The sequence below is a fragment of the Defluviimonas aquaemixtae genome (genome assembly GCF_900302475.1).
GTDB classification, from domain to species: Bacteria; Pseudomonadota; Alphaproteobacteria; order Rhodobacterales; family Rhodobacteraceae; genus Albidovulum; species Albidovulum aquaemixtae.
Map to the genome: position 1 here is coordinate 2,161,883 of NZ_OMOQ01000001.1, position 26,777 is coordinate 2,188,659.

At 64.4% G+C, this 26,777-nt stretch carries 39 protein-coding genes; 22 read left to right on the plus strand and 17 right to left on the minus strand.

Annotated features, from left to right (window positions below; all coding sequences use genetic code 11):
• The first annotated feature begins 2 nt into the window (after positions 1–2).
• The 3 genes from DEA8626_RS10600 to DEA8626_RS10610 all read left to right on the plus strand — a co-directional run bounded on the left by DEA8626_RS10600 (position 3) and on the right by DEA8626_RS10610 (position 1,277).
• Positions 3–281, plus strand: a complete 279-nt coding sequence (locus DEA8626_RS10600; RefSeq protein ID WP_108852921.1) for an acylphosphatase — start codon at positions 3–5, stop codon at positions 279–281.
• Positions 282–370: 89 nt separating this feature from the next.
• Positions 371–928 (plus strand): RNA polymerase sigma factor, encoded by a 558-nt coding sequence (locus DEA8626_RS10605; protein WP_108852922.1) that lies wholly within the window; start codon positions 371–373, stop codon positions 926–928.
• Entirely contained in the window at positions 915–1,277 is a 363-nt protein-coding gene (locus DEA8626_RS10610; RefSeq protein ID WP_108852923.1) for a DUF6768 family protein, read from the plus strand. The genes DEA8626_RS10605 and DEA8626_RS10610 overlap by 14 nt, the downstream gene beginning before the upstream one ends.
• Positions 1,278–1,585: 308 nt before the next feature.
• Here the strand turns inward: DEA8626_RS10610 and DEA8626_RS10615 are convergent, their stop codons facing one another.
• Together DEA8626_RS10615 and DEA8626_RS10620 are read right to left on the minus strand one after the other, a co-directional pair.
• Positions 1,586–1,939, minus strand: coding sequence for a Cif family virulence factor (locus DEA8626_RS10615; RefSeq protein WP_108852924.1), 354 nt, complete (start codon positions 1,937–1,939; stop codon positions 1,586–1,588).
• A gap of 77 nt (positions 1,940–2,016) precedes the next feature.
• The gene (locus DEA8626_RS10620) at positions 2,017–2,472 is read right to left on the minus strand and encodes an Lrp/AsnC family transcriptional regulator (protein WP_108852925.1); all 456 of its coding nucleotides are present in this window, start codon (positions 2,470–2,472) and stop codon (positions 2,017–2,019) included.
• Between the two features lie 133 nt (positions 2,473–2,605).
• On the opposite strand from DEA8626_RS10620, the gene DEA8626_RS10625 reads away from it, so the two are divergent.
• Both DEA8626_RS10625 and DEA8626_RS10630 read left to right on the plus strand, forming a co-directional pair.
• Positions 2,606–3,655 carry a Glu/Leu/Phe/Val family dehydrogenase gene (locus DEA8626_RS10625; RefSeq protein ID WP_108852926.1) on the plus strand — a complete coding sequence of 350 codons (1,050 nt, stop codon included), beginning with the start codon at positions 2,606–2,608 and terminating at the stop codon, positions 3,653–3,655.
• 56 nt (positions 3,656–3,711) lie between these two features.
• A complete protein-coding gene (locus tag DEA8626_RS10630; protein WP_108852927.1) occupies positions 3,712–3,909 on the plus strand; it encodes a heavy-metal-associated domain-containing protein in 198 nt (65 codons plus the stop codon).
• Positions 3,910–4,060: 151 nt separating this feature from the next.
• Here DEA8626_RS10630 and DEA8626_RS10635 read toward each other — a convergent pair whose 3' ends face one another.
• Positions 4,061–4,393: a GYD domain-containing protein gene (locus DEA8626_RS10635; RefSeq protein WP_108852928.1), complete on the minus strand. Its 333-nt coding sequence runs from the start codon at positions 4,391–4,393 to the stop codon at positions 4,061–4,063.
• Between the two features lie 85 nt (positions 4,394–4,478).
• Positions 4,479–4,937, minus strand: a complete 459-nt coding sequence (locus DEA8626_RS10640; protein WP_108852929.1) for a low molecular weight protein-tyrosine-phosphatase — start codon at positions 4,935–4,937, stop codon at positions 4,479–4,481.
• A gap of 40 nt (positions 4,938–4,977) precedes the next feature.
• Here DEA8626_RS10640 and DEA8626_RS10645 point away from each other — a divergent pair, with 40 nt between their 5' ends.
• Entirely contained in the window at positions 4,978–5,685 is a 708-nt protein-coding gene (locus tag DEA8626_RS10645) for an NAD-dependent deacylase (RefSeq protein WP_108852930.1), read from the plus strand.
• Positions 5,686–5,833: 148 nt separating this feature from the next.
• Here DEA8626_RS10645 and DEA8626_RS10650 read toward each other — a convergent pair whose 3' ends face one another.
• The 5 genes from DEA8626_RS10650 to DEA8626_RS10670 form a co-directional block, all read right to left on the minus strand.
• Positions 5,834–6,268 carry a copper chaperone PCu(A)C gene (locus DEA8626_RS10650; protein ID WP_108853425.1) on the minus strand — a complete coding sequence of 145 codons (435 nt, stop codon included), beginning with the start codon at positions 6,266–6,268 and terminating at the stop codon, positions 5,834–5,836.
• A 37-nt stretch (positions 6,269–6,305) separates the two neighbouring features.
• Positions 6,306–6,602 (minus strand): hypothetical protein, encoded by a 297-nt coding sequence (locus tag DEA8626_RS10655; protein WP_146188859.1) that lies wholly within the window; start codon positions 6,600–6,602, stop codon positions 6,306–6,308.
• A 130-nt stretch (positions 6,603–6,732) separates the two neighbouring features.
• Complete coding sequence (gene rpmB, locus DEA8626_RS10660) at positions 6,733–7,020, minus strand: 50S ribosomal protein L28 (RefSeq protein WP_108852932.1); 288 nt, start codon at positions 7,018–7,020, stop codon at positions 6,733–6,735.
• Positions 7,021–7,145: 125 nt separating this feature from the next.
• Positions 7,146–7,826, minus strand: a complete 681-nt coding sequence (locus DEA8626_RS10665; protein WP_219929186.1) for a glutathione S-transferase family protein — start codon at positions 7,824–7,826, stop codon at positions 7,146–7,148.
• Between the two features lies 1 nt (position 7,827).
• Positions 7,828–8,136 carry a Rieske (2Fe-2S) protein gene (locus DEA8626_RS10670; protein WP_108852934.1) on the minus strand — a complete coding sequence of 103 codons (309 nt, stop codon included), beginning with the start codon at positions 8,134–8,136 and terminating at the stop codon, positions 7,828–7,830.
• Positions 8,137–8,232: 96 nt separating this feature from the next.
• Between DEA8626_RS10670 and DEA8626_RS10675 the strand changes: the two genes are divergently transcribed.
• The 3 genes from DEA8626_RS10675 to cydB all read left to right on the plus strand — a co-directional run bounded on the left by DEA8626_RS10675 (position 8,233) and on the right by cydB (position 11,209).
• A complete protein-coding gene (locus DEA8626_RS10675; protein WP_108852935.1) occupies positions 8,233–8,682 on the plus strand; it encodes a MarR family winged helix-turn-helix transcriptional regulator in 450 nt (149 codons plus the stop codon).
• Between the two features lie 107 nt (positions 8,683–8,789).
• Positions 8,790–10,205, plus strand: a complete 1,416-nt coding sequence (locus DEA8626_RS10680; protein WP_108852936.1) for a cytochrome ubiquinol oxidase subunit I — start codon at positions 8,790–8,792, stop codon at positions 10,203–10,205.
• Positions 10,202–11,209 carry a cytochrome d ubiquinol oxidase subunit II gene (gene cydB, locus DEA8626_RS10685; protein ID WP_281261491.1) on the plus strand — a complete coding sequence of 336 codons (1,008 nt, stop codon included), beginning with the start codon at positions 10,202–10,204 and terminating at the stop codon, positions 11,207–11,209. The genes DEA8626_RS10680 and cydB overlap by 4 nt, the downstream gene beginning before the upstream one ends.
• Before the next feature lie 9 nt (positions 11,210–11,218).
• On the opposite strand, the gene DEA8626_RS10690 is transcribed toward cydB, so the two are convergent.
• Entirely contained in the window at positions 11,219–11,911 is a 693-nt protein-coding gene (locus DEA8626_RS10690) for an ArsR/SmtB family transcription factor (protein ID WP_108852937.1), read from the minus strand.
• Positions 11,912–11,982: 71 nt separating this feature from the next.
• On the opposite strand from DEA8626_RS10690, the gene DEA8626_RS10695 reads away from it, so the two are divergent.
• The 6 genes from DEA8626_RS10695 (at position 11,983) to DEA8626_RS10720 (ending at position 14,581) form a co-directional block, all read left to right on the plus strand.
• Entirely contained in the window at positions 11,983–12,180 is a 198-nt protein-coding gene (locus tag DEA8626_RS10695) for a DUF1127 domain-containing protein (protein ID WP_108852938.1), read from the plus strand.
• 20 nt (positions 12,181–12,200) lie between these two features.
• A complete protein-coding gene (locus tag DEA8626_RS10700; RefSeq protein ID WP_108852939.1) occupies positions 12,201–12,524 on the plus strand; it encodes an NIPSNAP family protein in 324 nt (107 codons plus the stop codon).
• On the plus strand, positions 12,521–12,865 hold the full coding sequence (locus tag DEA8626_RS10705; RefSeq protein WP_108852940.1) for an antibiotic biosynthesis monooxygenase family protein: 345 nt from the start codon (positions 12,521–12,523) through the stop codon (positions 12,863–12,865). Before DEA8626_RS10700 ends, DEA8626_RS10705 begins: the two co-directional genes overlap by 4 nt.
• 98 nt (positions 12,866–12,963) lie before the next feature.
• Positions 12,964–13,587, plus strand: a complete 624-nt coding sequence (gene nthA, locus DEA8626_RS10710; RefSeq protein WP_108852941.1) for a nitrile hydratase subunit alpha — start codon at positions 12,964–12,966, stop codon at positions 13,585–13,587.
• Positions 13,584–14,255 carry a nitrile hydratase subunit beta gene (gene nthB, locus DEA8626_RS10715; protein ID WP_108852942.1) on the plus strand — a complete coding sequence of 224 codons (672 nt, stop codon included), beginning with the start codon at positions 13,584–13,586 and terminating at the stop codon, positions 14,253–14,255. Before nthA ends, nthB begins: the two co-directional genes overlap by 4 nt.
• Entirely contained in the window at positions 14,252–14,581 is a 330-nt protein-coding gene (locus DEA8626_RS10720) for a nitrile hydratase accessory protein (RefSeq protein ID WP_108852943.1), read from the plus strand. The genes nthB and DEA8626_RS10720 overlap by 4 nt, the downstream gene beginning before the upstream one ends.
• A gap of 10 nt (positions 14,582–14,591) precedes the next feature.
• On the opposite strand, the gene DEA8626_RS10725 is transcribed toward DEA8626_RS10720, so the two are convergent.
• The gene (locus tag DEA8626_RS10725; RefSeq protein WP_108852944.1) at positions 14,592–14,843 is read right to left on the minus strand and encodes a DUF167 domain-containing protein; all 252 of its coding nucleotides are present in this window, start codon (positions 14,841–14,843) and stop codon (positions 14,592–14,594) included.
• 189 nt (positions 14,844–15,032) lie between these two features.
• Here DEA8626_RS10725 and DEA8626_RS10730 point away from each other — a divergent pair, with 189 nt between their 5' ends.
• The 4 genes from DEA8626_RS10730 to DEA8626_RS10745 all read left to right on the plus strand — a co-directional run bounded on the left by DEA8626_RS10730 (position 15,033) and on the right by DEA8626_RS10745 (position 17,764).
• Positions 15,033–15,611: a nitroreductase family protein gene (locus tag DEA8626_RS10730; RefSeq protein WP_108853427.1), complete on the plus strand. Its 579-nt coding sequence runs from the start codon at positions 15,033–15,035 to the stop codon at positions 15,609–15,611.
• The gene (locus DEA8626_RS10735; protein WP_108853428.1) at positions 15,611–16,306 is read left to right on the plus strand and encodes an EI24 domain-containing protein; all 696 of its coding nucleotides are present in this window, start codon (positions 15,611–15,613) and stop codon (positions 16,304–16,306) included. Before DEA8626_RS10730 ends, DEA8626_RS10735 begins: the two co-directional genes overlap by 1 nt.
• A gap of 176 nt (positions 16,307–16,482) precedes the next feature.
• Complete coding sequence (locus DEA8626_RS10740; RefSeq protein ID WP_108852945.1) at positions 16,483–17,355, plus strand: sterol desaturase family protein; 873 nt, start codon at positions 16,483–16,485, stop codon at positions 17,353–17,355.
• Positions 17,312–17,764, plus strand: a complete 453-nt coding sequence (locus DEA8626_RS10745; protein ID WP_108852946.1) for a MarR family winged helix-turn-helix transcriptional regulator — start codon at positions 17,312–17,314, stop codon at positions 17,762–17,764. Before DEA8626_RS10740 ends, DEA8626_RS10745 begins: the two co-directional genes overlap by 44 nt.
• Before the next feature lie 79 nt (positions 17,765–17,843).
• On the opposite strand, the gene DEA8626_RS10750 is transcribed toward DEA8626_RS10745, so the two are convergent.
• From DEA8626_RS10750 to DEA8626_RS10770, 5 genes are all read right to left on the minus strand, one after another.
• Positions 17,844–18,353 carry a CarD family transcriptional regulator gene (locus DEA8626_RS10750; RefSeq protein ID WP_108852947.1) on the minus strand — a complete coding sequence of 170 codons (510 nt, stop codon included), beginning with the start codon at positions 18,351–18,353 and terminating at the stop codon, positions 17,844–17,846.
• A 321-nt stretch (positions 18,354–18,674) separates the two neighbouring features.
• Positions 18,675–19,013, minus strand: a complete 339-nt coding sequence (fdxA, locus tag DEA8626_RS10755; protein WP_108852948.1) for a ferredoxin FdxA — start codon at positions 19,011–19,013, stop codon at positions 18,675–18,677.
• 114 nt (positions 19,014–19,127) lie between these two features.
• Positions 19,128–19,433: an RNA-binding S4 domain-containing protein gene (locus DEA8626_RS10760; RefSeq protein ID WP_108852949.1), complete on the minus strand. Its 306-nt coding sequence runs from the start codon at positions 19,431–19,433 to the stop codon at positions 19,128–19,130.
• A 7-nt stretch (positions 19,434–19,440) separates the two neighbouring features.
• On the minus strand, positions 19,441–22,155 hold the full coding sequence (locus tag DEA8626_RS10765; protein WP_108852950.1) for a helicase-related protein: 2,715 nt from the start codon (positions 22,153–22,155) through the stop codon (positions 19,441–19,443).
• A gap of 9 nt (positions 22,156–22,164) precedes the next feature.
• The gene (locus DEA8626_RS10770) at positions 22,165–22,530 is read right to left on the minus strand and encodes a tetratricopeptide repeat protein (RefSeq protein WP_306418098.1); all 366 of its coding nucleotides are present in this window, start codon (positions 22,528–22,530) and stop codon (positions 22,165–22,167) included.
• 262 nt (positions 22,531–22,792) lie between these two features.
• Between DEA8626_RS10770 and DEA8626_RS10775 the strand changes: the two genes are divergently transcribed.
• Both DEA8626_RS10775 and DEA8626_RS10780 read left to right on the plus strand, forming a co-directional pair.
• Positions 22,793–23,080, plus strand: a complete 288-nt coding sequence (locus tag DEA8626_RS10775; protein ID WP_108852952.1) for an SCP2 sterol-binding domain-containing protein — start codon at positions 22,793–22,795, stop codon at positions 23,078–23,080.
• Between the two features lie 2 nt (positions 23,081–23,082).
• Positions 23,083–24,018 (plus strand): alpha/beta fold hydrolase, encoded by a 936-nt coding sequence (locus DEA8626_RS10780; protein ID WP_108852953.1) that lies wholly within the window; start codon positions 23,083–23,085, stop codon positions 24,016–24,018.
• On the opposite strand, the gene DEA8626_RS10785 is transcribed toward DEA8626_RS10780, so the two are convergent.
• The gene (locus tag DEA8626_RS10785) at positions 24,015–24,740 is read right to left on the minus strand and encodes a proteasome-type protease (protein ID WP_108852954.1); all 726 of its coding nucleotides are present in this window, start codon (positions 24,738–24,740) and stop codon (positions 24,015–24,017) included. The two genes, DEA8626_RS10780 and DEA8626_RS10785, sit on opposite strands and share 4 nt — an antisense overlap.
• Positions 24,741–24,892: 152 nt before the next feature.
• On the opposite strand from DEA8626_RS10785, the gene DEA8626_RS10790 reads away from it, so the two are divergent.
• The gene (locus tag DEA8626_RS10790) at positions 24,893–26,719 is read left to right on the plus strand and encodes a M3 family oligoendopeptidase (protein ID WP_108852955.1); all 1,827 of its coding nucleotides are present in this window, start codon (positions 24,893–24,895) and stop codon (positions 26,717–26,719) included.
• The last annotated feature ends 58 nt before the right edge of the window (positions 26,720–26,777 follow it).

Sequence of the window (26,777 nt, forward strand, 5' to 3'; positions counted from 1 at the left end):
CGATGAAAGAGATCGCCTATTCCATTCGCGTCACTGGTCATGTGCAGGGTGTGGCGTATCGCGCATGGACACGGTCGGAAGCGCAGCTCCTCGGCGTGCGTGGCTGGGTACGGAACCGCGGCGACGGTTCGGTTGAGGCACTCGTCGCAGGTCCCGAGGACCGCGTGAAAGAGATGGTCGCCGCAATGAGCGAGGGGCCGGGCGCCGCGCGCGTGACCGATGTCTGGACCGAGCCGGCCGAACCTGCGAATGTTCCGCAAGGGTTTAAGATAACAGGATAAAAGAGGTACTCTGCTCACATCTTTAATGTTGCGTTGAACCGGATCGTCGGTTTCGGCCACGTTGTTCATAACTGGGCAAGGAGCGGCCGATGCGGAAGAGCGAGCGGATCGTCGAGGAGTATCTCGTGGTCTCGGCCCGAATGGGAGACCGACGGGCGCTTTCGCATCTGGTTGAACTCAGGGGACCCCGACTCGTCGCCCATGCCGTGCGACTTCTGGGCGACCGGGAGGAGGCGCGCGACGCTGTGCAGGACGCTTGGGCGGAGATCCTGCGCGCGCTCCCCCAACTCGCCGATCCCTGCGCCTTCCCCGCCTGGGCCACACGGATCGTGACGCGGCGATGCGCGAAGCTGATCCGAGGCAAGGTTCGGACGCGAGAGCTTGCGCGCGACTTCGGCGCGGAAGCAGAGCACACGACGGCGCCCGAGGATGGCCGCGCGGCCGATGGGGCGCGACTGCGGGCCGCCATCGCTGCGCTGCCGGAGGACCACGCCGCAGCGATTGCGCTTTTCTACCTCGAGGACATGAGCGTGGCCGAAGTCTCGGTCGCGCTGGATATTCCCGTGGGCACCGTGAAGACACGGCTAATGCACTCACGCGATAGGCTTAAGGACATCCTGAAAGGAGATACAGATGACGAAACTTGACGAACTGATCGAAGAGGCCCTGCGCGATGAGGATCGCGACATTCTGGAAGCGACGGCGGAACAAGGCTGGTTCGCGCTCGGACTCAGCCAGTTCCGGGGGCGGCTCGGCTGGGTGACCTGGTTGGTTATGATCGTGCAGGCGACGATGTTCATTATCGGCGTCTGGTGCGCGATCCGGTTCTTCGGCGCGACCGAGGTGCTCGCAGCGCTGAAATGGGGGCTGTCGGCGGCGGTTCTGATGCTGATGGCGACGGCCTTGAAGATGAGCCTGATGCCGCAACTGCAGGCCGACCGGGTGTTGCGAGAGGTCAAGCGGCTGGAGCTGATCGTCGCGCGGCAAAGGTCGTGAAGGGGCGCGGATCCTTCATTGGGATAGGCGGCGCCTGCGGCCAAGTGCGAAGCGTCGCCTAACGCAACTGAAGGCAGTCCGGGGTGCGGCTCTCAGGGCTGAGGTGCGCGGACAGGAGACCCGGAATCCGCGGTCTCATCGGAGCATGCCCATCATGCCGCGGAACCCGGAGGATTCGGGATCACCGACCGGCGAACCGCCCATGTCGCCCGACCCGGTCGCGGCGCCTTACTTCGAGCTCACCTTCCCGGCATGGGTATGGATGACGATCCTGCCGTTTTCGACCACATACGTGTCAGTGCCCTTTCCTAGACGTGCGCGGGCGTTTCGGCGGACCATGCGACATAGCCGATCCGGCCCGTGAACTGGAGATGCCTTGTCTCGCCCTTCGGTTCCGTCGACGAGAATTCCGCGTGATAGTCCTCGAATACCGGGCGTATCTCGTCCCGCCCCCTGAGCGCCACGCCCTCTACGATAATGATCTCATCGTCGGCGCAGCCGAACAGCACGCCTTCGATATCTCCGCGTTTGAAGGCATCGAGATGCCGTAGGAGTACCGACTGCGTGATGCGCGTTTCATTCGCCCGTAACCGATCGGTCGAAACGAAGAGAGCAACAAGGAACAACGCCGCAAGAGAGATCGAGTTCTTGATCCTGTGCATCATGATTTCCCCCGGGCTACGCCGAGCCCGGCGCGAAAAGACTACATCTTTCCGGACCGAATCCGATGAGGATTCTGCTACCCCACCGGCAGGACCTGCCGCTTGACCATCGCGCGGAGCGCGAAGGAGGAGCGGGTGGAGCGGATGCCGGGCACGCGCATCAGCTTTTCCTCTAGGAACCGGTCGAAATCTGTCAGATCGGCCGCAACTACCCGCATCAGGATGTCACGGGATCCGGTCATGAGGTGGCATTCCATCACTCGCTCGAATCCTCTTACGGCCCTCTCGAATGCATCTATCGCGTCCTTCGACTGGCTGTCGAGTTCCACCCAGATGAAGACCGAAACGGGAAGCCCGACCCGGGCCTGGTCCACCCGTGCGGAGTAGCCCGCGACGATTCCTTCGGCTTCGAGCCTCGCGAGGCGCCGGGCGCAAGGAGTCTGCGACAACCCGATCTCGGCAGCGAGATCGGTAACGGACATGCGCCCATCGCGCTGAAGCACGGTAAGAATCCGGCGGTCTATCGCGTCCATGGCGCGTTTCCCCAGTCAATTGTGGTAACGTAGGAAATATCACTACCTTGCATCGTTCATAAGGAGAAATATGGCGGAAAATTTCTCCGCGTCGTGATATCCTTGTGCAACCGGCAGAGTGGAGGAACAGATCATGCGGATCACGGCCATCGACGCTGAGGAGCATGAGGAGGTCTATCGGGTCGAGGATGCCGAGGCGGGGCTGAAGGGTTTCATCGCCGTCCACTCGACACGGCTCGGTCCGGCTGCGGGTGGCCTCAGGATGCGCGTCTACCGCTGCGACGACGAGGCGCTTCGCGACGTCCTGAATCTATCGCGCGGAATGACATTCAAGAACGCAGCTGCCGACCTGCCGCTCGGGGGCGGCAAGGCGGTGATCATCGGCGATCCTTCGCATGACAAAACCCCCGCGATTCTGCGCGCCATGGGCCGCGCGATCGGCCAGCTTGAGGGCCGCTACTGGACCGCAGAGGACATGGGCATGACGCCCGACGATATGGCGGTGATTGCTGCAGAAACTCCCTTCGTCGCGGGCCTTGCGGGCGGCGATTTCGCGTCAGGCGATCCCTCACCCGTGACTGCTCTAGGCGTGTTCAACGCAGTCCGGCGTGCCACCCGGCATCGGCTTGGATACGACAGCCTCTACGGGCTGACTGTCTCCGTTCAGGGGCTTGGCAATGTCGGCCGGCACCTCGCCCAGCTTGTCCATGGCGACGGCGCTCATCTCGTTGTCACCGATATCGATCCCGCCCGGGTTGCTGCGGCAATCGCGGAATGGGGCGCCGAGGCGGCGGCCGAGGACGATATCTACAAGACCGGCGCCGACATCTTCGCGCCCTGCGCGATTGGCGGAGTTCTGAATGCCGAAACGATTCCGCAGCTTCGTGCGCGGGTCGTTGTCGGGGCCGCCAACAACCAGCTCGCGACACCGGCAGATGGCGACCGCATGGCTCAGCGTGGCATCCTCTACGCGCCCGATTTCGTCGCTAACGGCGGCGGCATCATCAACGTCGCGGCAGAGATCCTGAAAGTCGCCGACCGGCCGAGTTGGGTGGCCTCGAAGCTCACCGCGCTCGATGCGACGATGGAGGCGATCCTTGTCGCGGCACGGACCGAGGGAGTAAGTCCGAACGCCGTTGCGGAGCGGATCGTGGCCGAACGCATGAGCCGAGCCGCCGCCTGAGGCTTGACGGCGCGCCCCACGCGTCCGATCAAGGCATATCAGTAGCGGAGCGCGACATGCTGCTTTCGATCCCGGACATGAGCTGCGAGCACTGCAAGGCCACCGTCGAGCGGACGATCATCGACATTGACAGCATGGCCGACGTAGTGGTGTCACTCCAGCGCCGCCAGGCGAGAGTGAAGACCACCGCGGCGCCCGAAGCGATACTTGGCGCGCTGAAGGCGGCCGGATATCCCGCAAAGCGGCTCGACTGAACTGGCGCCACCGGAGATTTGCGCGGGCGGAGCGAACCGTGCAAAGCTCTGGATGTGCGCCAGTCCACCCGGCCGAAGCACCGCGCCTTCTGGGACCGCTATGCCACCTTCGGCAACGCGGCCAAGCTTGCCTGCTCCGACTGACCCTAAATCAGTCGATCGCGGATTTGTAGGAAGATGCTGCCCCCTGCGCCGCCTTCATCGCAGCCATGGCGTCCTCGACCGATATGAGCTTGGTCGTCGCTCCGCCCGACATCGACCCCGAGGCCCCAACGAGGAGCGAGCCCGCCATCATCGCCTTGTCGTCCGGAGCTTCGATCAGCGCGACGATGTCGTCCGACCCGAAGCAGAAGAACATGTGGTGCAGCTTGCCGCCAATCGCCTCAATCATCTTCGCGGCGGCGGCCTTGCGGTCCTGCGGCTTCTCCACCATCGCCTTCAACGCTGCGGGCGCGTAACGGCCCTGGAACAGATAATACGCCATGTTCTGCCCTCCCGTGTTTGTGCTTGGAGGATGGAACTGTATCACGATCCTGAACAATGACGCGCAGGAATGCGCTATTGTCGTATCAACCTACCCGGGAAATTCGCTCAATCAGCGCATCCGTCGCCGCCTCGATCAGGTCCAGCGACTCTGCGAAATCACGCGTGTAGTAGGGATCGGGGACTTCATTTTGCGCCATTCCCTCGATGCCGTCGAGAAAGAGCCTGACCGGTGTCAGGCTGCCGGTCGGGCGAAGCCGGTCGAGCGCGGTAAGGTTCTTTCGGTCCATCGCAAGGATCAGGTCGAACGCGTCGAAATCCGCCGCGGCGACTTGCCGGGCGCGGAGAGCCGAAAGGTCGTAGCCCCGCGCCGCTGCCGCCCGGATCATCGGCGGATAAGGTGGATCACCGATATGCCAATCGCCCGTGCCGGCGCTGTCCACCATCACTCTAAGGCCGGCGACGGCTGCGCGCGCCGCAAAGACCGCCTCGGCGGCGGGCGAGCGGCAGATATTGCCGAGGCAGACGAATAGAATGCGCTTCATGCTGGGCCCCCGCACGCGGCCATGGCAGAACTAGGGAACGATGTCAAAATCCGACGATCATATCGTCATCCTGACTGGCGCGGGGATCTCGGCTGAAAGCGGGCTCGGGACGTTCCGCGACGTGGGCGGGCTCTGGTCGCGCTACGACTGGCGCGACTTGGCGACGCCCGAAGGGTTCGAGCGCGATCCCGGATTCGTGCTGGAGTTCTACAACTGGCGGCGCGAACGCGTGCGGGGCGCAAGACCCAATGCCGCCCACATCGCGCTCGCCCGGCTGGAGCGTGACTGGGCCGGTCTGGTCACTCTCGTCACGCAAAACGTCGACGATCTGCACGAACAGGCAGGAAGCCGGGACGTAATCCATATGCACGGCACGCACCTGACGGCACTTTGCGCCGCTTGCGGCCATCGCTGGCGCGCGCCCGATGTCATGGCGCCCGCCGACCCCTGCCCCGCCTGCGCGAAGCCCACGACGCGGCCCGATGTGGTCTGGTTTGGCGAGGCCCCTTATCACATGGACCGCATCGAGTCGGCCCTGACCTCGGCAGGGCTCTTCGTCTCGATCGGCACGTCGGGCACCGTCTATCCCGCCGCAGGTTTCGCTGCAGCCGCTCGACGGTCGGGCGCCCGCACGCTGGAACTGAACCTCGAACCGTCCGAAAACGCGGCACTCTTCGACGAGGCGCGGCACGGTCCCGCAGGCACGATCGTACCAGGCTGGGTCGACACCCTTCTCAACGACGACTGATCGTCTTCGCTGTACACATCCTCCGGCGCAATTGCCGCGTCACGCAGCGATGCGGGCAGCACGCCTGCACGCTTTCGCTCAGCGGCAGGCCGGTCCACGCGGTCAAGACTTCAGCGATCAAAGCATGACTTGGCTTCCGAGCGGTCCCCTAGCGCGAGTTATCGACCGGCATGTGGACGACGACCTCGCCCGCCTTCTCAAAGCTCAGCGTGACTGCCACGCTTTCTCCTTCGGTGGGTCGCTCGGTAAGCCCCATGAACATCACGTGATCGCCGCCGCTCTGAAGTGCGTGGCTGCCGCCCGCAGGGATCGCTAAGCCCTCCTGCACATGCATCATCTGCATCGTACCGTCGGTCCCGGCCTTGTGGGTGTGGAGCTCCACTTTCTTAGCGACGTCGGAAGCCACGCTTGTGAGCCTGTCATCGTCGGCGCCCGAGTTCTCGATCACCATGAAGCCCGCGCCCGCCATCCCACCCGGAATGAACCGGGCATAGGCATCGGATATCGTGATGGTGTCGCTCGCCGCGGCCGGGATGGGAATGACCAACGTAAGCCCGGTCACAGCTGCCCTGAGATAACTCATCATTCGGTCCTTCAATTGGGTTTCTCACATTAGGGGATCAGAACTTCACCGGACGATCCCGGGCGCGCAGCGAAGGACAGGTTGCCGCGTCGGGCATCGCCGTGGCGGCCACCGCCACGGATTCCGCAAGCGTGGCTGTGCGACCAATATCCGCCGCAATTGCTCTGAGACCTGTCAGAAAAGCCGGGGCAAGGTCGGGGCAAAGATGTCGCTTCCCGGTCAGAGCACCGTTCTCGTCGAGCGCGCTCAGAACAAGCCCACCTCCCGAACACAGGACGAGAATTTCGTCGCCTGCGCGGACATGACCGCGCGCAGCGGCCGCCACCAGGCTCATGCCAATGACGGCGAGCGCAATCGCAAGAATGGCGGTCGAACGGAATGGCTGCCGAATCATGCAGCTTGATATGACAGTCCGCGACTGGTGAGAACGGGTCGAAACGACGCGGGTTCGCGTGCTAGGCGCGTCAGGCGGCGGCCTGTGCCTTCGCGATGTCCTTCTTGATCTTCAGCGCCTTGGAGGACAGTTCCTCATCTTTCGCCTTGGCGAGAAATGCGTCGAGTCCGCCTCGGTGATCAACCGTGCGCAGAGCCGCGGCAGAGATGCGCAGCTTGAACGACTGACCCAGCGCGTCGGAGATCAGCGTGACGTCGTTCAGATTCGGCAGGAAGCGGCGGCGCGATCTGTTGTTCGCGTGGCTCACGTTGTTGCCCGACATCGGGCCCTTACCGGTCAGTTCGCAGACGCGCGACATGGGTTTCGTTCCTTGTTCTTGGGCCTTCAGCCCGGCGTTCAGATAACATCAACGGGCCCTGCAATCGCAGCGCCCTGAATTCCGTCCGCGCGGGATAAGGGCAAAGCTGGACGTCGTCAAGCGATTCATGCCGCCCTCGACCCCTGCCTGGCAAGGAGATCGGACAGATACGAGCCGCGCCGGGCGAAGAAATCCCTCAGCCGCTGGGGATAGTCCGGCGCCACGGCGTTCCTGACCGAGGGCCGCCCAGCGAGTGCCGCCCGCCAGGCCGCGATTTGGGGATAACCCGCGAGAATGCCGAAGTCACCGATTTCGTCGAGCACGTCGAAATACCGAAAGACCGGGGCGAAGGCAGCGTCGACCAGCGAGAAGTGCTGTCCGGCAAACCATGGACCCTCTTCGAGCACTTCGTCGATCCTGGCAAAACGGTCATGCAGAACTTGCGCCTGCTTGGCGAAACCCTCGGCATCCGCCGCATTGTACAGCCGTGCAATATCGCTCAGGACAGTTGAAGCGTATTCGATCCAGCCGCGATGCTGCGCGCGCGTTACAGGGTCTTTCGGGTGAAGCGGCTGTCCGCGCGTCTCCTCGAGATATTCGAGGATCGCCGCCGATTCGAAGATCGGCTGACCTCCGGCCTTCAGGACCGGGGTCTTGCCAAGCGGTGAGAGCGCGAGGAACCAGTCGGGCTTTTTCGCGAGGTCGATGTCGATCCGTTCGTGCGGCACGTCCTTTTCGGCGAGCGCGATGGCAGCGCGTTGCACGTAAGGGCAGAGGTGATGGCTAACCAGTGTCAGGCGCTGCATTTCACTCTCCCCAGACATAGTTCAGCGCTCCGTCCTCTTCACACGTGGATAGAAAGAGAAGCTTCGCGTCAGAACGGCCGGGGCCGTCGATCTTCACGCCAGTCTCGAGGTCATAGGCTGCACCGTGCCAGGGACAAACGAGCTGGCAGCCCCGCGCTTCGAGCGGACCGCCGAAATGCAGACAAGTATTCGCGGCGGCGCGGGCCCGGCCTTTGCTGTCTCTCCAGACGTGAACTTCTTTCCCAAAGAATGGCAGGACGACAGTACCTTCGGCAGGAACGTCTTCGGATTTGCAGAGTTCGACTTTCATCGCGTGACTCCATGTATATGCAATTGCATATATATGACAGACATCGCGCGCGAAATCAAGGTTGATGCAATCGCATCTATGTGATCGGATAGCGTTATGAGCAACTCTCCGAACGTGTCCACTTTTGGCGTCTGGACCGGACTGGTGCGTGCCACGACGCGCATTCAGGGCGAGATCGAAGCTGCGCTGAAGGCTGAGGGACTGCCGCCCCTCGGCTGGTATGATGCGCTTTGGGAAATCGAGAAGGCGGGAGCGGACGGCATCCGGCCCTTCGTACTCCAGGAGCGGCTGCTTCTGCCGCAATACGGTCTCTCGCGGCTCATCGACCGGATGGCGGCATCGGGCTACGTTGAAAAACGCGCCTGTGGGGAGGATGGGCGGGGACTCATCGTTCATCAAACGCCGGCGGGCGTGGCGGTTCGGGCACGGATGTGGCCGGTCTACTGCACGGCACTGCAAGTGTCGCTTGGCACGCGACTTGAGGGTGGCGTGGCAGCGGAGTTGGCCGAAACGCTCGCCAAGCTCGCACAGGCGTATCCCGACTGAGCCGCGACTCGGCGACGCACGTCGTCGTGCCGCCTTCAACTGCGTCGGGAGTCGCGCTACGCTACTGTTTCCGCACGACGCCTCGTCACCCGATGAAGGAGACTGCGATGGCTGGCCTCGACGCGCTCGATCTCGCCCGGCTCCAGTTCGCCTTCACGGTGTCGGCGCATATCATCTTTCCCGCCTTCACGATCGGCCTCGCGAGCTGGCTCGCGGTCCTCAACGGTGCCTGGCTTTGGCGGCGCGACGAGGCCCATCTGAGGCTTTTCGAGCAGTGGAAGACGATCTTCGCGGTGATCTTCGGCATGGGCGTCGTGTCCGGCCTCACCATGTCCTACCAGTTCGGCACCAACTGGTCGGTCTTCTCCGACCGCACCGGCCCGGTGATCGGCCCGCTCATGGGCTACGAGGTGCTTTCGGCCTTCTTCCTCGAGGCCGGGTTCCTCGGCATCATGCTGTTCGGACGCAAGCGCGTGGGCGAGGGCCTGCATTTCGTGGCGACCTGCGTCGTGGCGGTGGGCACGCTCTTCTCCGCCTTCTGGATCCTCAGCGTCAACAGCTGGATGCAGACGCCGCAGGGTCATGCGATCGCCGAGAACGGCCAATTCGTGCCGGAGGACTGGTGGGCGATCATCTTCAACCCCTCCTTCCCCTACCGGCTCGTGCACATGGTGCTGGCGGCCTATCTCACCACCGCCTTCGTCGTGGGCGCGGCGGGCGCATGGCATCTGATGCGCACGCCCGACAGCCGGGGCGCCCGGATCATGTTCTCGATGGCGATGTGGATGGCGCTCCTGGTCGCGCCCTTGCAGATCGTCGCCGGCGACACGCACGGGCTGAACACGCTCGAACACCAGCCCGCGAAGATCGCCGCGATGGAGGGACATTTCGAGAGCTATCCCGAAGGCCGCGCGCCGCTGATCCTCTTCGGCCTGCCGGACATGGAGGCGGCCGAGGTCCATGCGCGGATCGCCGTACCGCTCCTCGGCTCGCTGATCCTCACGCATCACACCGACGTTCCGCTGGAGGGGCTCGACGCCTTCCCGCGCGCGGACTGGCCGAATGTCGAGATCGTCTTCTGGTCGTTCCGGCTCATGGTTGCGATCGGCTTCGCGATGGCGGCCATCGGCCTCTGGTCGGCCTGGGCGCGGTGGCGCGGGCGGCTCTATACCGACCGCTGGCTGCACCGCGCAGCCTTCGTCATGGGGCCGTCCGGTTTCCTCGCGGTGCTCGCGGGCTGGGTCACGACCGAGGTCGGCCGGCAGCCCTGGACGGTCTACGGCCTCCTCCGGACCGAAGAGAGCGTATCGGCCGTCGATGCCTCCGCGGTTGGCATGTCGCTCATCGCATTCGTCGTGGTCTACGCCGCCCTTTTCGGCGCCGGCACCTTCTACGCATTGCGCCTGATGTCGCACCGGCCGCGCGACCGGGTGGAGATTGACGAGGCTGGACCGCACCGCGCCGCCGGACCGGCGGCGATCGCAGACGAACTGGGCGCAGGCGAAACGGGGAGGAACGGATGATGGGCGTCGAGCTTTCCTTCGTCTGGGCCGGCATCATCGCCTTCGCGATCCTCGCCTATGTGGTGCTCGACGGGTTCGACCTCGGGATCGGTATCCTCTATCCCGCGCTCGGATCGAGGGCGGACCGCGAACTCGCCATGAACACCATCGCACCGGTCTGGGATGGCAACGAAACCTGGCTCGTGCTCGGCGGCGGCGGATTGTTCGCGGTCTTTCCCCTCGCCTATGCGATCCTGATGCCCGCACTCTATCCGCTCATCATCGCGATGCTGCTCGGTCTCGCCTTCCGAGGCGTCGCATTCGAGTTCGTGCACCGCACCCGTCGCCTGCGCCCGCTCTGGGAGGCGGGATTCTTCGCGGGGTCGCTGGTCGCCACGCTGGCGCAGGGCATCGCGCTCGGCGCGCTCGTTCAGGGGATCGCCGTCGAGGGCCGCGCCTATGCGGGCGGCAACTGGGACTGGGCAACGCCGTTCTCGGCGCTCACGGCCGTGGCACTCGTCGTCGGCTACGCGACGCTCGGCGCAGGATGGCTCATCCTCAAGACGGACGGAGCGCTCAGGGACCGTGCGCGCCGTATGGCGCGGCCGCTCGGCGCCGCCTTCCTCGCCTCGATCGGCGCAGTCAGCCTGATCACCCCGTTCCTCAGGCCAGAATATCTCGACCGTTGGTTCGGCTGGCCGACGGGGCTGTTCAGCGTTTTCGTGCCGGCTCTCATACTGCTCGCCGCGATGCTCTACATCCGGGGCCTGAACCGCGGGCGCGACGCCTGGCCGTTCCTCACCACGCTCGCGATCTTCGGCCTCAGCTTCGCAGGGTTAGGCATCAGCTTCTATCCGTACATGGTGCCCATGAGCGTCACCATCGCCGACGCCGCCGCGCCCGATGCTTCCCTCGGCTTCCTGCTGGTCGGCGCTTCGGTACTGGTGCCGTTGATCTTGGCTTACACCGCCTATGCCTATTGGGTGTTCCGGGGCAAGGTGCATGCTGACGAGGGCTACCACTAGCGCGGACGGTCAGGCGCGAGGTCCCGCCGGAAAGGCGCTGGCGAAGGCGCGCTCGCCCTCGGAAGTGAAGGCGATGATCCGTGTGCCCCTCACGCGCCGCGCCCAGCCCCTGCCCTCGAGCGCCGACAGGAACGCGCGCCCCAGCCGCCCGCCGAGATGGCTGCGCCGCGCGGACCAGTCGAGGCATTCGCGGCAATGCGGCGGACGCTTGCCCGCAAAGTCGCCCGGCGTGATGCCGAAACCGGCGGCAAAGTCCCAGCCCTCGGGGCTGAGCGTCATGCCGTCGGCTGCGACGACGAGATGGCCGCGCGCGACGAGGCTGTCGTAAAGCTGCACGCCCCTTTCGCCCGCGAGATGGTTATAGCAAATCCGCGCCGTCCGGAGCGCCGGATCGCGCGGGCCGGGGCGGCTTTTCGGCTTCGGCAATCCCCCCGCGAAGCCGGTCAGCGCCTCGATCACCGCCGCCGCGTCGTCCGAGGCGAGCGTGAAGTACTTGTGCCGCCCCTGCTTGCGCGGCTCGACCAGACCCCCGGCCTCCAGCTGCGACAGGTGGCTCGACGCGGTGGGCAGGCCGACGCCCGCCTCGGCGGCCAGTTCGCTGACCGTCAGCGCCTGTCCCCGCATCAGCGCGACGAGGATGCTCGACCGCGCCGGATCGCCGATCAGCGCGGCGACGCGCGCGATATTTGGCCCTTCGTGCATAGTTCGATCTTAAGCGAAGCATGATCGGCGGGCAAGCGGCGATACTGACGGTATCGGGAAAGGACGTTAGCATGACGATCAGAACCATATTCGCCCAAACACTCCGTCACCACGGCAGCTTCGCTCTCACGGCACGGCTCGCGCATTGGCGGCGGATCAGCCGCAGCCGAACCGCGCTGGCCCGGCTCGGCCCTCGGCTCCTTAGCGATGTCGGGCTGGGCGCCGGGGCGGCCGAACGCGAGGCGCGGAAGCCCTTCTGGCGCGACTGAGTGGCAAAGGAGGAGACCCCGTGCTGACCTGTATCATCCGCTACCAGATAGACCCCGCGAAACGCGCGGCCTTCGAGACCTACGCGCGGAACTGGGGCCAGGCGATCCCGCGTGCGGGCGCCGATCTCGTGGGCTATTTCGCACCGCATGAGGGGTCGGCGACGCGGACCTACGGGATCTACCACGTCGAAAGCCTCGCCGCCTACGAGGCCTATCGCGCGCGCCTCGCAGAGGACCCGCTGGGGCGCGAGAACTACGCCTTCGCACAGGCCGAACGGTTCATCTGGCGCGAGGAACGCTGCTTCGTGAAACTCGTCTCGGCTCCGCATGGAGGGCGGCAATGATCGCCGTGATCTTCGAAGTCGTGCCGGCGGGGGGAAAGCGCGAGGAATACCTCGCCCGCGCGGCGGCGCTCAGGGACGAGCTGGAAGCGCATGACGGCTTCATCTCGGTCGAGCGGTTCGAAAGCCTGACCGAGCCGGGCAAGCTCTTGTCGCTGTCGTTCTTCCGCGACGAGGCGGCCGTGACCGCCTGGCGCAACCGGCCCGCGCATCGGGCAACGCAGAAGGTGGGGCGCGAGGGCGTCTTCGCCGACTACCGGCTGCGCGTCGCCGAAGTCCGGCGCGACTACGGCATGTCGCGGCGGGACGAGGCGCCAGCGGACTCGCGCGTGGTCCACGGCTGACGGCGCTGGATCGGCCAATTCCGGCTTGTCGCGGGCTTGAATCCGAGCCGTGTCGGGGAGCGCTGGACACCGCGCGCGGCGCGGATCAAACTCCATCCATGCCGCACGACGATCCGGACCACCCGCATTCGCTCCTGCCGTCCGAGCCCGCGCTGCGCGTCAAGGCGCTGGAGACCATTCTCGTGCGCAAGGGCCTCGTCGATCCCGCGGCGCTGGACGCGATCATCGAGATCTACGAGACGAAGGTCGGCCCGCATCTCGGCGCGAAGGTTGTCGCGCGGGCCTGGGCGGACCGCGACTTCCGCGAACGGCTTTTGTCCGACGCGACGCCGGCGATTGCCGAACTCGGCATCTCCGGACGCCAGGGCGAGCACGTGGTCGCCGTCGAGAACACGCCAGAGGTGCACAACATGGTCGTCTGCACGCTCTGCTCCTGCTATCCGTGGCCGCTCCTCGGCATTCCGCCGGGCTGGTACAAGTCCGACGCCTACCGCGCCCGCGCCGTCCGCGAGCCGCGCAAGGTGCTGGCGGAATTCGGCGTGGCGCTGCCCGAGGGGCAGAAGGTTCGCGTCTGGGATTCAACCGCCGAGGTGCGGTACCTCGTCATCCCGATGCGGCCCGACGGAACCGGAGGGCTGGATGAGGAGGCGCTCGCCGCCCTCGTCACGCGCGATTCCATGATCGGCACCGGCCAGCCGCTCCGCCCCGGAGAGCGGTCGTGACCCGGGTCCACGACATGGGCGGCCGATACGGTGACGGGCCGGTCCTGCCGGAACCGCGGGACGCCGCGCCCTTCGCCGAGGACTGGCACAGGCGCGCGCTGGCGCTCACGCTTGCGGCAGGCGGGCTTGGCGCATGGAGCATCGACGCCTCCCGCCGCGCGCGCGAGAGCCTGCCGCCCAAAGACTACGCGCGCTTTACCTACTACGAAAAGTGGATGGCCGCGCTCGCCGACCTCCTTGTCGACCACGGCTTCGTCACACGCGAGGAACTCGCGAGCGGCACCGCCGCATCGCAGCCGCTGAGCCCGCTCGCGGTTCGTGCCGACGCGATCGCCCCTGCGCTCGCGAAGCGGGTGCCCTATGCCAGACAGGGTCCGGCATCCGCCTTCGCGGCGGGCGACAAGGTGCGCGCCCGCCTGCCCGCGCGGAACGCCTTTGTCCCCGGCGGCCATACCCGCCTGCCCGCCTATGCGGCTGGTCAGATCGGTCGCGTCGTCCTTGCCCACGGCGCGCATGTCCTGCCGGATTCGAACGCCCACGGGCTCGGCGAGGCGCCCGAGCCGCTCTATACCGTCGCCTTCGACGCCGCCGCGCTGTGGGGCGCCGCCGAACGGGAGGGCGACGAGGTCACGCTCGACCTTTGGGAAAGCTATCTGGAGCGGGCATGAACGCGGCTTCTGTCTCCCCGTCCGCCGTACCGTCGTGTTTCGACGAGCCCTGGCAGTCGGACCTCTTTGCGCTGACGGTCGCGCTGAACGAGGCGGGCCACCTGATCTGGCCGGACTGGACGGCGGCTTTTGGCGCGACGCTCGCCGCCCGCGGCCGGGACCGCCCGCTCGACGGCGGCGCGGACTACTTCGCGGCCTGGCTCGAGACGCTAGAACGCGTCGTCGCCGAACGCGGACTTGCCGACGTGCCCGACCTCGAGGGTGTTCGCGCCGCATGGGAGCGGGCTTATCGTGAGACGCCGCACGGTCGACCCGTCCGCCTCTAGAAACGCAGCCCTATTCTTCGATCCGGAACACCTTGTCGCGCGAGGTGTCGCCGCGGACGAGCCGCAGGCGCGATTTCGGCACTCCGATCGCCTTGGAGAGTAGCTTCGCTACCGCCGAATTGGCCTTGCCGCCTTCCGGCGCGGAGATGACGTAGACGCGCAGCTTCCCTTCATCGGCCACGACCGCGTTGCGGCCGGCGCACGGCGTGACGCGGACGTGGATCTGCGTGCCCGGACGGGCGAAATGGCTGATGTCGGTCACGAGGCGCGGCCCCCTTCATAGCGTACGCCGGGCAGGTTAGGGCATGGCGGACGCGGCGGGAACCGGGCAGACGCGCGCATCCGAAGTCGAAGCCCTTCAGCAACCGGATGTCCGAATCCCATGACCGTCTTCGAGGTTGACGCCGGAAGCCCGACAGCCGACATGTTCGGAACAAGAACGGAGACGCCGATGCCCGATCCAAACCCCGCCGCGATGGACTTCTTTCTCACCCGCCGGTCGCGGCCGGCGAAGATCCTCACGGCTCCGGTTCCCGATCGAGAAGCGCTGACCCCGATCCTCACGGCCGCCGCCCGTGTCCCCGATCACGGCAAGCTGGTGCCTTGGCGCTTTGTCGTGCTTGAAAAGGCAGCGCTTTTGCGGCTCGCCACGCTCGCCCGGAAGCGCGGCAACATCCTCGGAATCGAGCCCGAGCGCGTCGAAAAGGGCGTAAGCCAGTTCGCCGACGCCGAACTCGTCGTCGCGGTTATCCATGTGCCGCGCTCGACCGAGAAAGTGCCTGAGATAGAGCAGATACTGTCGGCCGGCGCAGTCTGCGTCACCCTTTTGAACGCCGCGCTCGCCTCAGGCTGGGGCGCCTGCTGGCTCACAGGTTGGCATGTCCACGACCCCGACTTTTGCCGAAAGGGGCTGCGCCTCGCCCCTGGCGAGTGGGTCGCGGGCGTCATTCATCTAGGCACCGAACGGCACGCGCCACCCGACCGGCCGCGTCCTGACATCGCCGACATCACGGAGTGGGTGAGCACGTGATTTTCTCGGATTTCCTGAAGGCGCTTGCGCAGCTTTCGGACCGTCGCTTCCTCAAGGTCGTGGCATTCGGGATCGCACTTTCGTTCGCGCTTCTGTTCGCCGTCTACGCAGGCTTCGTCCAGATTGTGGACTGGCTTACGCCGGATACACTGACACTGCCTTGGGTAGGCGAAGTTACCTGGGTTCAGGATCTTCTCGGTTGGGGCTCGATTCTTCTGATGATCGGTCTGTCGGTCTTCCTGATGGTTCCGGTCGCCTCGGCCTTCACCGGGCTTTTCCTCGACGACGTGGCACAGGCGGTGGAAAAGCGCCACTACCCCGATCTTCCATCCGCGCCGCGGCTGGCCTGGATGGACGCTCTCATCGACAGCGTCAACTTCTTCGGCGTGCTCGTCGTGGTGAACGTCGTCGCGCTCATCCTCTACGCCTTCGTGGGCCCGTTCGCGCCCCTTATGTTCTGGGCGGTGAACGGCTATCTACTCGGGCGCGAATACTTCCAGATGGCCGCCATGCGCCGGATTGGCCGCCAGGGCGCACGCGACCTGCGTCGCAGATTCTCCGGCCAAATCTGGATCGCGGGCATGCTGATGGCCGCGCCTCTGTCGCTTCCGCTGGTCAACTTGGTGATCCCGGTGCTGGGTGCCGCGACTTTCACCCATCTCTTCCACCGGCTGAACGCCAAAGCCGCGACGTAACACTTTCATCTTGGACGAAACACGCCCGCCGAAGGCGCGGGGCCCACCTTCCGACCTACAAGGTGGGAGGACCGCTTCGCGCCAGCACAGGCACCGTGAGCGGACCGATCACCTAAATATTGACAAGTGTGTTGTCTTTATATATGACAATATACTTGTCACTTTAGGAGGATCCTATGTCGGCTATAGAAACCTTCCTGCGCCTCAACGGGGATACCGCGCTCTACATCGTCTTCTTCGGAGCCATCGCTGGCTTCGGCCTGCTTGAAACCCGCATCGCGCTTCGCGAAGCCGGCGCCAACCGCAGGCGGCGGTGGCCGGTGAACTGGGCGCTGACCGCGATCAACATCATGCTTCTGGGCGCCCTTCCCGTCTCGTCGCTCCTCATTTCCGATTGGGCCCGCGACGACGGGCTCGGGCTCATGAACCGGCTGGGCCTCGCTTCTTATGTCGCGATCCCGGCCGGTATCCTCGCCTTCTCCCTGCAAAGCTGGGCCGTGCATTTCGTCATGCACAAGACACCAATTCTCTGGCGCATCCACCGCGTTCACCACACGGACACGCATATGGACGTTTCCACGACCGTCCGGTTCCACCCGGCCGAATTTCTGGTGCAGTTGCCGATCAGCGCGAGCGTGATCCTCGCGACCGGCGCACCGCCCGTCGCGGTCATCCTCTATGAACTTGCCGATGCTGCGATCAATGTCTTCAGCCATTCCAACATCCGGCTGCACGCTACGTTCGACCGCTGGCTCTCGCGCCTGATCGTCACGCCGCATCTGCACCGCATCCACCATTCCACCCGTCCGCGCGAAACCGAAAGCAACTTTGGCGCGACGCTGCCAATTTGGGACATGCTCTTTGGCACATACCGTACCAAGAGCCCCAAAGAACTCGCCCGCCAGCCGATCGGTCTGGACGAGATGCAGGACGACCGCGCATATTCGCTCTGGTGGGCGCTCAGCCTGCCACTGCGCGGCATCGGAAAGGCGAAGCGGACACGTGATGGACAACAGCCACAGAACCCCGCTCTACCGTCTGATCGTTGAAATCCGCGGCGCATTCAACGAACTGAAGTCGCTATCAGACGAAATGATCGTCGATCTGGGAGTGACCGCGGCGATGCGGGCGGTTTTAGAGCATCTCGATCGCCATGGTCCTGCAACGGTGCCGCAGATCGCCAAGGCCAAGTCGGTCACGCGCCAGCATATCCAGGTCCTGGCCGATCTATTGGTAGAGAAGGGCTTCGCGAAGTATGAGGACAATCCTGCACATCAGAGATCCAGGCTCGTCGTGCCGACGCCATCGGGAGACGCTCTCTTCGCGGAGGTCAGCAAGCGCGAAGCGCGGGTGATCGCGCGGCTCGGGCAGTCCCTTACCGAGGAAGAGTTGGAAGCGGCTGCCACCGTGCTGCAGCATCTGAGAGACGGCCTTCGCAAGGAAGGAACGCCGGACTGAATGCAGGGCTTCGCGTCGGCCAAGAAAAAACCGCAGGGCGCACGCCCCGCGGTTTTCTAATTTGGCTGCTTTGGTCGGCTCAGGCAGCGCGCGACAATAGAACGTCGTCGACTTTTTTCTGAGCGCCAGCCTCGTCGGTACCACCGACGGCAGCGACCTCGCGCGTCAGCCGTTCGAGCGCAGCCTCGTAAAGCTGACGCTCAGAATAGGACTGCTCGCGCTGATCGTCAGTGCGGTGCAGATCGCGCACCACTTCGGCGATCGCCATCAGGTCGCCCGAGTTGATCTTCTGCTCGTATTCCTGAGCCCGACGCGACCACATGGCGCGCTTGACCTTGGCCTTGCCCTTGAGCGTCTCGAGTGCCTTCGTGACGAGATCCGGAGAGGCCAGCTGCCGCATGCCGATCTCTTGTGCCTTGTGCGTCGGCACGCGCAGAGTCATCTTGTCCTTCTCGAACGAAATCACGAAAAGTTCGAGCTTAAGCCCGGCAATTTCCTGTTCCTCGACGGCCATGATCTTACCCACGCCATGAGCGGGATAGACCACGAAGTCATTCGGACGGAAATCAGTTTTCTTTGTTTTGCTCATCAAGCGCCTTCCTCATAGGAAGATGTCCGCCCTGGCGACACGAATTGGGGGCCGGATCTTACGATGCGGTCCGATCATGTTTATCGCCAGAACACCCCTCCGCTGCTGAGGGTCGCAGCGGTGACGGGCAGTCATCCTCATCCAGTTGTATCAAAAATATAGCAGAAAGCCGGCCATTCTGAAAGGGCCACAACCAATGCAGGAAGTGAAAACGCGACATTCCGCGCCGTCATAACGCGGTTGCGTAACGGATTCGGCGCTGATTCGGCCTTGTAGCGACTCACCTCCGCGGTGCGCTCCCTGACCGATTCGCGCTAATATTCAGTCGCCTTCGCCAGGCGTTTCCGAGAAATACTTGTCGAGCTTGCCGGTTTCTCCGTCGCGCGTTTCTGCGTCGGGCAGCGGATCCTTCCGCTGCGTGATCACCGGCCACATCTCGGAATACTTCCGGTTGAACTCCACCCACTTCTCCAGATCGGGCTCGGTATCGGGCCTGATCGCGTCGGCCGGGCATTCCGGCTCGCACACCCCGCAGTCGATGCACTCGTCGGGGTGAATCACCAGCATATTCTCGCCCTCGTAGAAGCAGTCGACCGGACAGACCTCAACGCAGTCGGTGTACTTGCAGGCGATGCAGTTGTCGGTGACGACGTAAGTCATGGGCGCAGTCCGGCTCTGGCTTCTGGCTGGTACCTAGCCCCGGAACAGGGATCATTCAAGGGATGCGCGCGCGGAAAGACCGTGGCTCCGGCGAGGCTGGCGGGCGTCGGGAATTCATTCTTCGCGGACAGGCAAGTCCGGCACGTTGTCGGCTTGCGACACCTCCTCGTAAAGCGTCTGCGCCTCGGGCGCCGGACCGCGCCGCGAGCCGCAGTGCAGGACTCTTACCACCCGCACGCCGCCCCCGAGACCGAGAGTCAGAACGTCGCCCGGGCCGATCGCGCGGCCCGGCTTTACACTGCGTTCGCCATTGATCCGCACCCGGCCCGACGCCACCGTCCCCGCAGCGAGGCTTCGTGTCTTGCAGAACCTGGCCTGCCAGAGCCACTTGTCGATCCGTATGCGGTCGGCGTCGGCCACGCCCCGCTCAAATCTTGTCGCGCAGGCCCATCAGCGCCGCGGCAAAGGGATTGTCGGGGTCGATGCGATCTTTTTTCGGCGAACGGCTTTCGAACTCCTCGCGCTTGCCTTTCGGCCCGGACTTGCCCTTGTGCGGCTTTCCGCCACGCTCGGGCTTGCCGCCGCGTCGCTCGCCCCCCGGCCCGCCGTGCCTGGCCCTCGGGGCGCGGTCGCCTCGCGGTCGGGGAGCCCAGGTGAACGTGTAATAGACCTCGGTCTCGGTCACGGTCTGAAGCGCGGCTTCTTCCTCGGTAATCGGGTTCGACGTTTCGCCCTCTGGTGTCGGCTGCGCCACGGGTTCGGCACGTACTTTCTCGCGCTCGCCTACCTCGGCCTTGTAGCCGAGCCCTTTCATCAGGTCGGCGAACTGCTCGAGCGTCATGCCGGTGATCGAAAGCATGTCGGGATTGGTTTCGAAGCCGGCGCGGCTGTCTTGGGCGCGCAGGAGGTCGGCCAGCCGTTCCAGCATGTCGATGCGGATCGCGCGGCTGCCAGCGGGATGATAGCCCGAAAGTGTGTAATAGCCTTTGGGCACGTCCGGAAGATTCGGCACAGTCACGAGGCCCGGCGGCGGGCTTTCGGGGAACTCGTCGAGCCCTTCGGCAAGCGACCACAGCACGAGGCGCAGCCGCGTCGGCGCGGGTTTAAGGAGAGCGGGCAGAAAGATCGTGTGCTGGCCGAAGCGCACGCCGTGCTTTCTAAGCGTCCCGCGCATGTCCTGATCGAGCGCCTTGACCTCGTGGGCGACACTCTCGCGCGTGAGAACACCCAATGCCTCCACCAGCCGAAAGGCGAAGCCGCGGGCCAAACCCTCGAGCGTCTCGTCCCTGCTGAGGTTCATTAGCGGCTCGAAGAGCGTTGCGATCTTGCGGTCAATGAAGTGCTGCAGGCGCCGGCGCACCTTTTCGGAAACGTCAAAGCCCGCCTCCTCGTCGACGAACGCCTCGATCTGGGGCTTGAGCACATCAGCGCCCTTCACGAGCTTGCCCACCGCTTCCGCGCCCCACATCAGTCCGCCCTGCTCGGTGAAATCGAGCTCGGTATCCGGCGCGTTGTAGAAACGGTCGGCGCGCAGGTGGAATTCGGGCTTCAGCGCCTCGTAGGCGGCCTGCTTCAGCGTCTTCGCGGCATCGGGCGTCGCCGATCCATCCAGATGGAAGCGGAATCCTTCCAGACGGCCGGCAAATTCGCCCTCGACCGTCACTTCGCCCTTGTCGTTCACGTCGGCCACCAGGCCCTCCTTCTGTTTGAGCCGGCGAAGCAGGACACTTGTCCGCCGGTCCACAAATCGCTGCGTCAGCGCGCCATGGAGCGCATCCGACAGGCGGTCTTCTACCGCGCGCGTCTCCTCCCGCCAATGGGATTCATCAGTGACCCAGCCAGAACGCTGGGCGACATACGTCCATGTGCGGATGTATGCCAAGCGTTTCGACAATGTGTCGATGTCGCCCTGTGCCTTGTCGATGCGGCGGATCTGCGCCGACAACCAGTCGTCCGGAACATGGCCGGGTCCCTGAAGGAACCCGAAGATACGCTGCAGCAGGTTGGCGTGTTCCTGCGGCGAGATGCCCTGGAAATCGGGGATGCGGCAGACGTCCCACAAAAGACGTAGCTCACGCGGGTTATGGGCGCGGTCGCGGATCGCCGGCAGATCGGCCAACGACTTGAGAGCTCGCACGTCGTCCGCCTCGCGCCCCCGCGCCAGCCATTCGCCGCTTGGCGCAGCTTCCAGAGACGCGATCAGCCGGTCGACCGAAGCGAATTCGAGATCGGTCGAACGCCAGTTCAGCCGCTGGATGGGGCTGAACCGATGGTTCTCGATGGACTCCACGACTTCGTCGGCAAGCGGCGCGGCTTCGCCGGTCACGCCGAACGTACCCGGCGCCATGTGGCGTCCTGCGCGCCCCGCGATCTGGGCAAGCTCGTGCGGAAAGAGCGTGCGCATCCGGTGACCGTCGAACTTAGACGTCGCAGAAAAACCTACATGGCCAATATCAAGGTTGAGCCCCATACCGATCGCATCCGTTGCGACGAGATAGTCCACGTCGCCGTTTTGGTACATCGCGACCTGTGCGTTCCGGGTGCGTGGGCTAAGTGCGCCCATGACGACCGCTGCGCCACCTTTCTGACGACGGATCAGCTCGGCGATCGCATACACATTCTCGACCGAGAAGCCGACTATTGCGCTGCGTCCGGGCATGCGACTTAACTTTTTCGAACCCGCATAGGAGAGCGTCGAGAACCGCTCGCGCTTCATGAACTGGACCTTGGGCACCAAGGCGGCGACTGCGCCGCGCATCGTGTCCGAGCCAAGGAACAGCGTCTCTTGCAGGCCGCGCGCGTTCAGCAGCCGGTCGGTGAACACGTGCCCACGCTCCGGATCGGCGCAAAGCTGGATTTCGTCGACTGCAAGGAAATCGCAGCCGATGTCCGTCGGCATCGCTTCGACCGTGCAGACCCAGTACTGGGCGCGCGCACCGATGATGCGTTCCTCGCCCGTGATCAGCCCGGCGACGGAGGGCCCGCGCGCCGTGACGATCCGGTCATAGACCTCGCGCGCCAATAGCCGCAACGGCAGGCCGATCACGCCCGTGCGGTGGGCGAGCATGCGCTCGATCGCGTAGTGGGTTTTGCCGGTGTTCGTCGGACCGAGGACCGCGGTGATCCTCGCCTCCGACGCCATGGGATTCTCCTAGAGTTCCGTTCCCGCCGTCTTGCGTTCCAGCCGCTGGATGGCTTCGATGACATTGGGCAGATGCGGGTGAATCGCACGAGCCGCCCGGTAGATTTCGAGCGCATCATCGTCGCGACCAAGCTCTTCGAGCATCATGCCAAGACCCGAAAGAGCGCCGAAATGATGGTCGTTAAGCGCGAGCGTGCGCTGGATGTCAGCGATCGATGGGCCGAACTCGCCGTCCAGATAGTAGGCAGTCGCGCGCGCGTTCCAGCCCTCCGCGAAGTGGGGTGCGTGATCGGTCAGCGCCGTGAAATGTTCGATCGCAGCTTGCAGGTTGCCCGCTTCCATCGCCTCGCGCCCGCGCTTCAGCAGCAGGTCCATCGCCGGAGAGCCGGATTTCGACCATTCACGAAGAATATCCGCTTGGGCACGCTGCCACTCTCGGTTGTCGGGATCGGCGAGCTGTTCGTACAGATTCTCGAGTTGGTCGGGAGCGGCGAAAACCGGCGCAGAACACAGTGACGCTGCGGCAAATAACGCGCATGCCAAGCTGCGGAGGGTGGTGAAACCGTGCATATCAGGGCACAGTGTAGCCGAACCGCGCCGGAAAGCGATAGGCCCGGCGGTCACAATTGGAGGAAGAATGAGCGATGTTGTGAATGCGGCCGTGGCCGCGCTTAACGAGAAACTCCCCGGCGGGTTCTCCGGCACGGCAAAGTTTGTGATCGAGGGCGAAGGCGCGCTGATGGTCGACGGGTCGGGCGTCCGAGCGGGTGACGAAGAGGCGGATGTCACTCTGACCTCCGACCGCGAGACTTTTGAAGGCATTCTGTCGGGCGATGTGAACCCGACCGCGGCATTCATGCAGGGCAAGCTAGCCGTCGACGGCGACATGGGGCTCGCCATGCAACTCGGGGCCGCGCTCGGCTGAGCATGGAACCTGCCCCGTTCTACTCCGACGTGGCCGAGGCCCCGGAAGGTGAGACATGCGTCTGGCTCGGGGCCTCTGATGGCGTGCGCATCCGCGCGGCCCATTGGCGCGGCGGAATCAAGGGAACCGTGCTACTTTTTTCCGGGCGCACCGAGTATGTCGAGAAGTACGGTCCCGCGGCGGGGGAATTCGCCGCGCGGGGGTACGCAATGGCGACATTCGACTGGCGCGGCCAGGGGATCGCCGACCGCCTCATCGACGAACGCGCGCCGGGTCACGTCGGGCGCTTCAGCGACTACCAGCTTGATGTTCAGGCCTTCATGTCGTTCGTGCGGGCCGAAAAACTACCCGAACCCTACTTTCTGATCGGCCATTCCATGGGAGGCTGCATCGGGCTCAGGGCGATCTACGAGGGACTGCCTGTGCGGGCTGTCACGTTTTCGGCGCCGATGTGGGGCATCAAGATGCCGCCGCTTCTCAAGCCGGTGGGATGGGTGCTGTCGCATGTCGCGCCGCTCGTCGGGCAGGGCCACAAGCTGGTGCCGACGACCTCGCCCCTGACCTATGTGCTCGAAGCGCCGTTCGAGGGCAACTTCCTCACGCGCGACCAGGCGATGTTCGATTTCATGCAGCGCCAGTTGACGAAGCATCCCGACCTCGCCATCGGCGGGCCGACACTGCAGTGGCTGGGCGAGGCACTGCGCGAGACGCGTGCGCTGCGCAAGCTCCCCTCGCCCGACCTGCCCTGCCTCACGGTGCTCGGTGCCGAGGAGCGCATCGTCAACGCCGAAGCGATCCACGACAGGATGGGCCGCTGGCCGGGTTCGGAATTCGATCTGGTGGGCAGCTCCGAGCACGAGCTGATGATGGAATGTCCCGAGACACGGGCCAAGTTCTACGACCGCGCTACGGAGCTTTTCGACGCGAACCGCGATTAGATCCGGATCTTCGCGAAGCTGTCCTGCAGGGCTTTTGACCAAGCAGCGCTCATCTTCGCGAATTTGGCGTCACCAGGCTCGATCCGGCGCTGTTCTCCGACCCGGCACTCGTCGCGACGGATAGTTGCAAGATCGAGAGGCATGCCGACCGACAGGTTGGAACGTAGAGTGGAATCCATCGAAAGAAGCACCGCCTTTTGCCCGTCTGCCAGCGAAGTATCCGGCCGCACCATGCGGTCGAGGATCGGCTTGCCGTACTTGTGCTCGCCGACCTGGAGGAAGGGCGTGTCCTCCGTCGCCTCGATGAAATTGCCCTCCGGGTAGATCAGGAACATTCGCATCGCACCACCCTTGCGCTGACCCGCGACGATCATCGAGGCCGGTCCGAACTGACCCTCGCCCCTGATCCGCCGGTCGACCGCGTCGCGCACCGACCAGAGACAGGCGCCGATGATCTCGGCAACCTTCAGCATCGTGGGCGCCAGCAGGATGGACCGCTCGCCACTCGCCTCCGGATGCTCGATCTCCTCCTGGAGCCGCGCGAGCGTGGCCTGAGTCGTGGACAGATTGCCCGCCGTCAGGATCACGATTGTGCGCTCGCCCGGCTGTTCGAAGCGGAACATCTTGCGATAGGACGATATGTGGTCGAGCCCGGCGTTCGTCCGCGTATCGGACAGCAGCACCATGCCTTCGTTCAGCAGCAGTCCAACGCAATACGTCATGCATTCCTCCGCAACGCGTCGCGAGACTAGGGCCTGGCACACGCCTCGGCAACGGCCACGATGCGACTGCCTCGCATCAACTCGCCGCGGCGGGGTTGCCTTGCCGTTGCCCCCGCCCCTATCTGTTGTCGGACCAATAGAAGGAGCCCCAAATGCCGATCCGCCTCCCGCGCCCCGTCTTCGATGCCAATGCCGCAGCCGGAGGGCTCGGCGACCTGCCGGAATGGGATCTGAGCGATCTCTACGCGGCGCCAGACGCGCCCGAGGTCGCACGCGACCTCGAATGGCTCGGCAAAGCCTGTGCGGGCTTCGCGGCGGACTACGAAGGCAAGCTCGCGTCGCTCGACGCCGCCGCGATGCTCGACTGCATTCACCGTTACGAACGGATCGAAACAGTCGCAGGGCGGATCATGTCCTATGCCGGCCTGCGCTACTACCAGAACACGGTTGATGCGGCGCGGGCGAAGTTCATGTCCGACTGCCAGGACAAGGTAACAGATTTCACAACGCCGCTGGTCTTCTTCTCTCTGGAATTCAACAGAATAGAGGACAAAGCTTACGAAACGCTCTTCACTGCCAACAAGGATATCGGGCGCTACAAGCCGGTCTTTGATCGGATGCGCGCTATGAAGCCGCATCAGCTATCGGACGAACTGGAGAGGTTCCTGCACGACCAGTCGACGGTCGGAGCCTCGGCTTGGAACAAGCTATTCGACGAGACGATGGCAGGGCTGGAATTCGCAGTCGATGGCGAGGAGGAGCCCCTTAACCTAGAAGCGACGCTGAACCTTCTCACGGAGCAGGAACGCGACCGCCGCGAGGCCGGCGCGCGCGCCTTGGCCAATGTATTCGGCGACAAGGTCAAGCTCTTCGCACGCGTTCACAACACACTCGCCAAGGAAAAGGAGATTGAGGATCGCTGGCGCAAGATGCCCACGCCGCAACACGGTCGGCACCTCGCGAACCATGTCGAGCCCGAGGTCGTCGAGGCACTGCGCAACGCCGTTGTCGCTGCCTATCCGAAGCTCTCACACCGCTATTACCGGCTGAAATCCAAGTGGATGGGGCTCGACAAGCTTCAGGTCTGGGACCGCAACGCACCCCTGCCGATCGAGATGAAAAAGATCGTCAAATGGGACGAAGCCCGCACGACAGTGACTTCCGCCTACGCCGCCTTCTCACCGGACCTCGCCAAGTTGACCGAACCGTTCTTCGACAAGGGTTGGATCGACGCCGCGGTGAAGCCCGGCAAGGCGCCGGGCGCCTTCGCGCATCCGACGGTGACGGAGGTGCATCCCTACGTGATGCTCAACTACCTCGGCAAACCGCGTGACGTGATGACACTCGCACATGAGCTTGGCCACGGCGTCCATCAGGTGCTGGCGGCGCCGCAGGGCGAGATGCTGGCGTCGACGCCGCTCACATTGGCCGAAACCGCGAGCGTGTTCGGCGAGATGCTGACCTTCCGCAAGCTTCTCGCGCAGGCCCAGGACCAAAACGAGAGGAAAGTGCTCTTGGCCGGCAAGGTCGAGGACATGATCAACACGGTCGTCCGGCAGATCGCCTTCTACGATTTCGAATGCAAGCTCCATGCCGCCCGGAAAGAGGGTGAACTGACACCGGAGGACATCAACGCGCTGTGGATGAGCATCCAGGGCGAAAGCCTTGGCGATGCGTTCGAATTCATGGACGGCTACGAGAGCTTCTGGTCCTACATCCCACATTTCGTTCACTCGCCTTTCTATGTCTACGCCTATGCGTTCGGCGACGGGCTCGTGAACGCGCTCTACGCTGTCTACGAGGAAGGCCTTCCGGGATTCGAGGAAAAGTATTTCGAGATGCTGAAGGCGGGTGGCTCGAAGCATCACAAGGACCTGCTCGCACCCTTCGGCCTTGACGCGTCGGACCCGAAGTTCTGGGACAAGGGGCTGAGCATGATCGCCGGCATGATCGACGAACTCGAGGCGATGGAAGGCTGACGTCGCGTCCTGCTCGACGGGGGCTATGCCCGGCAGGCGGGTTGTCCTAGGCTCGCGC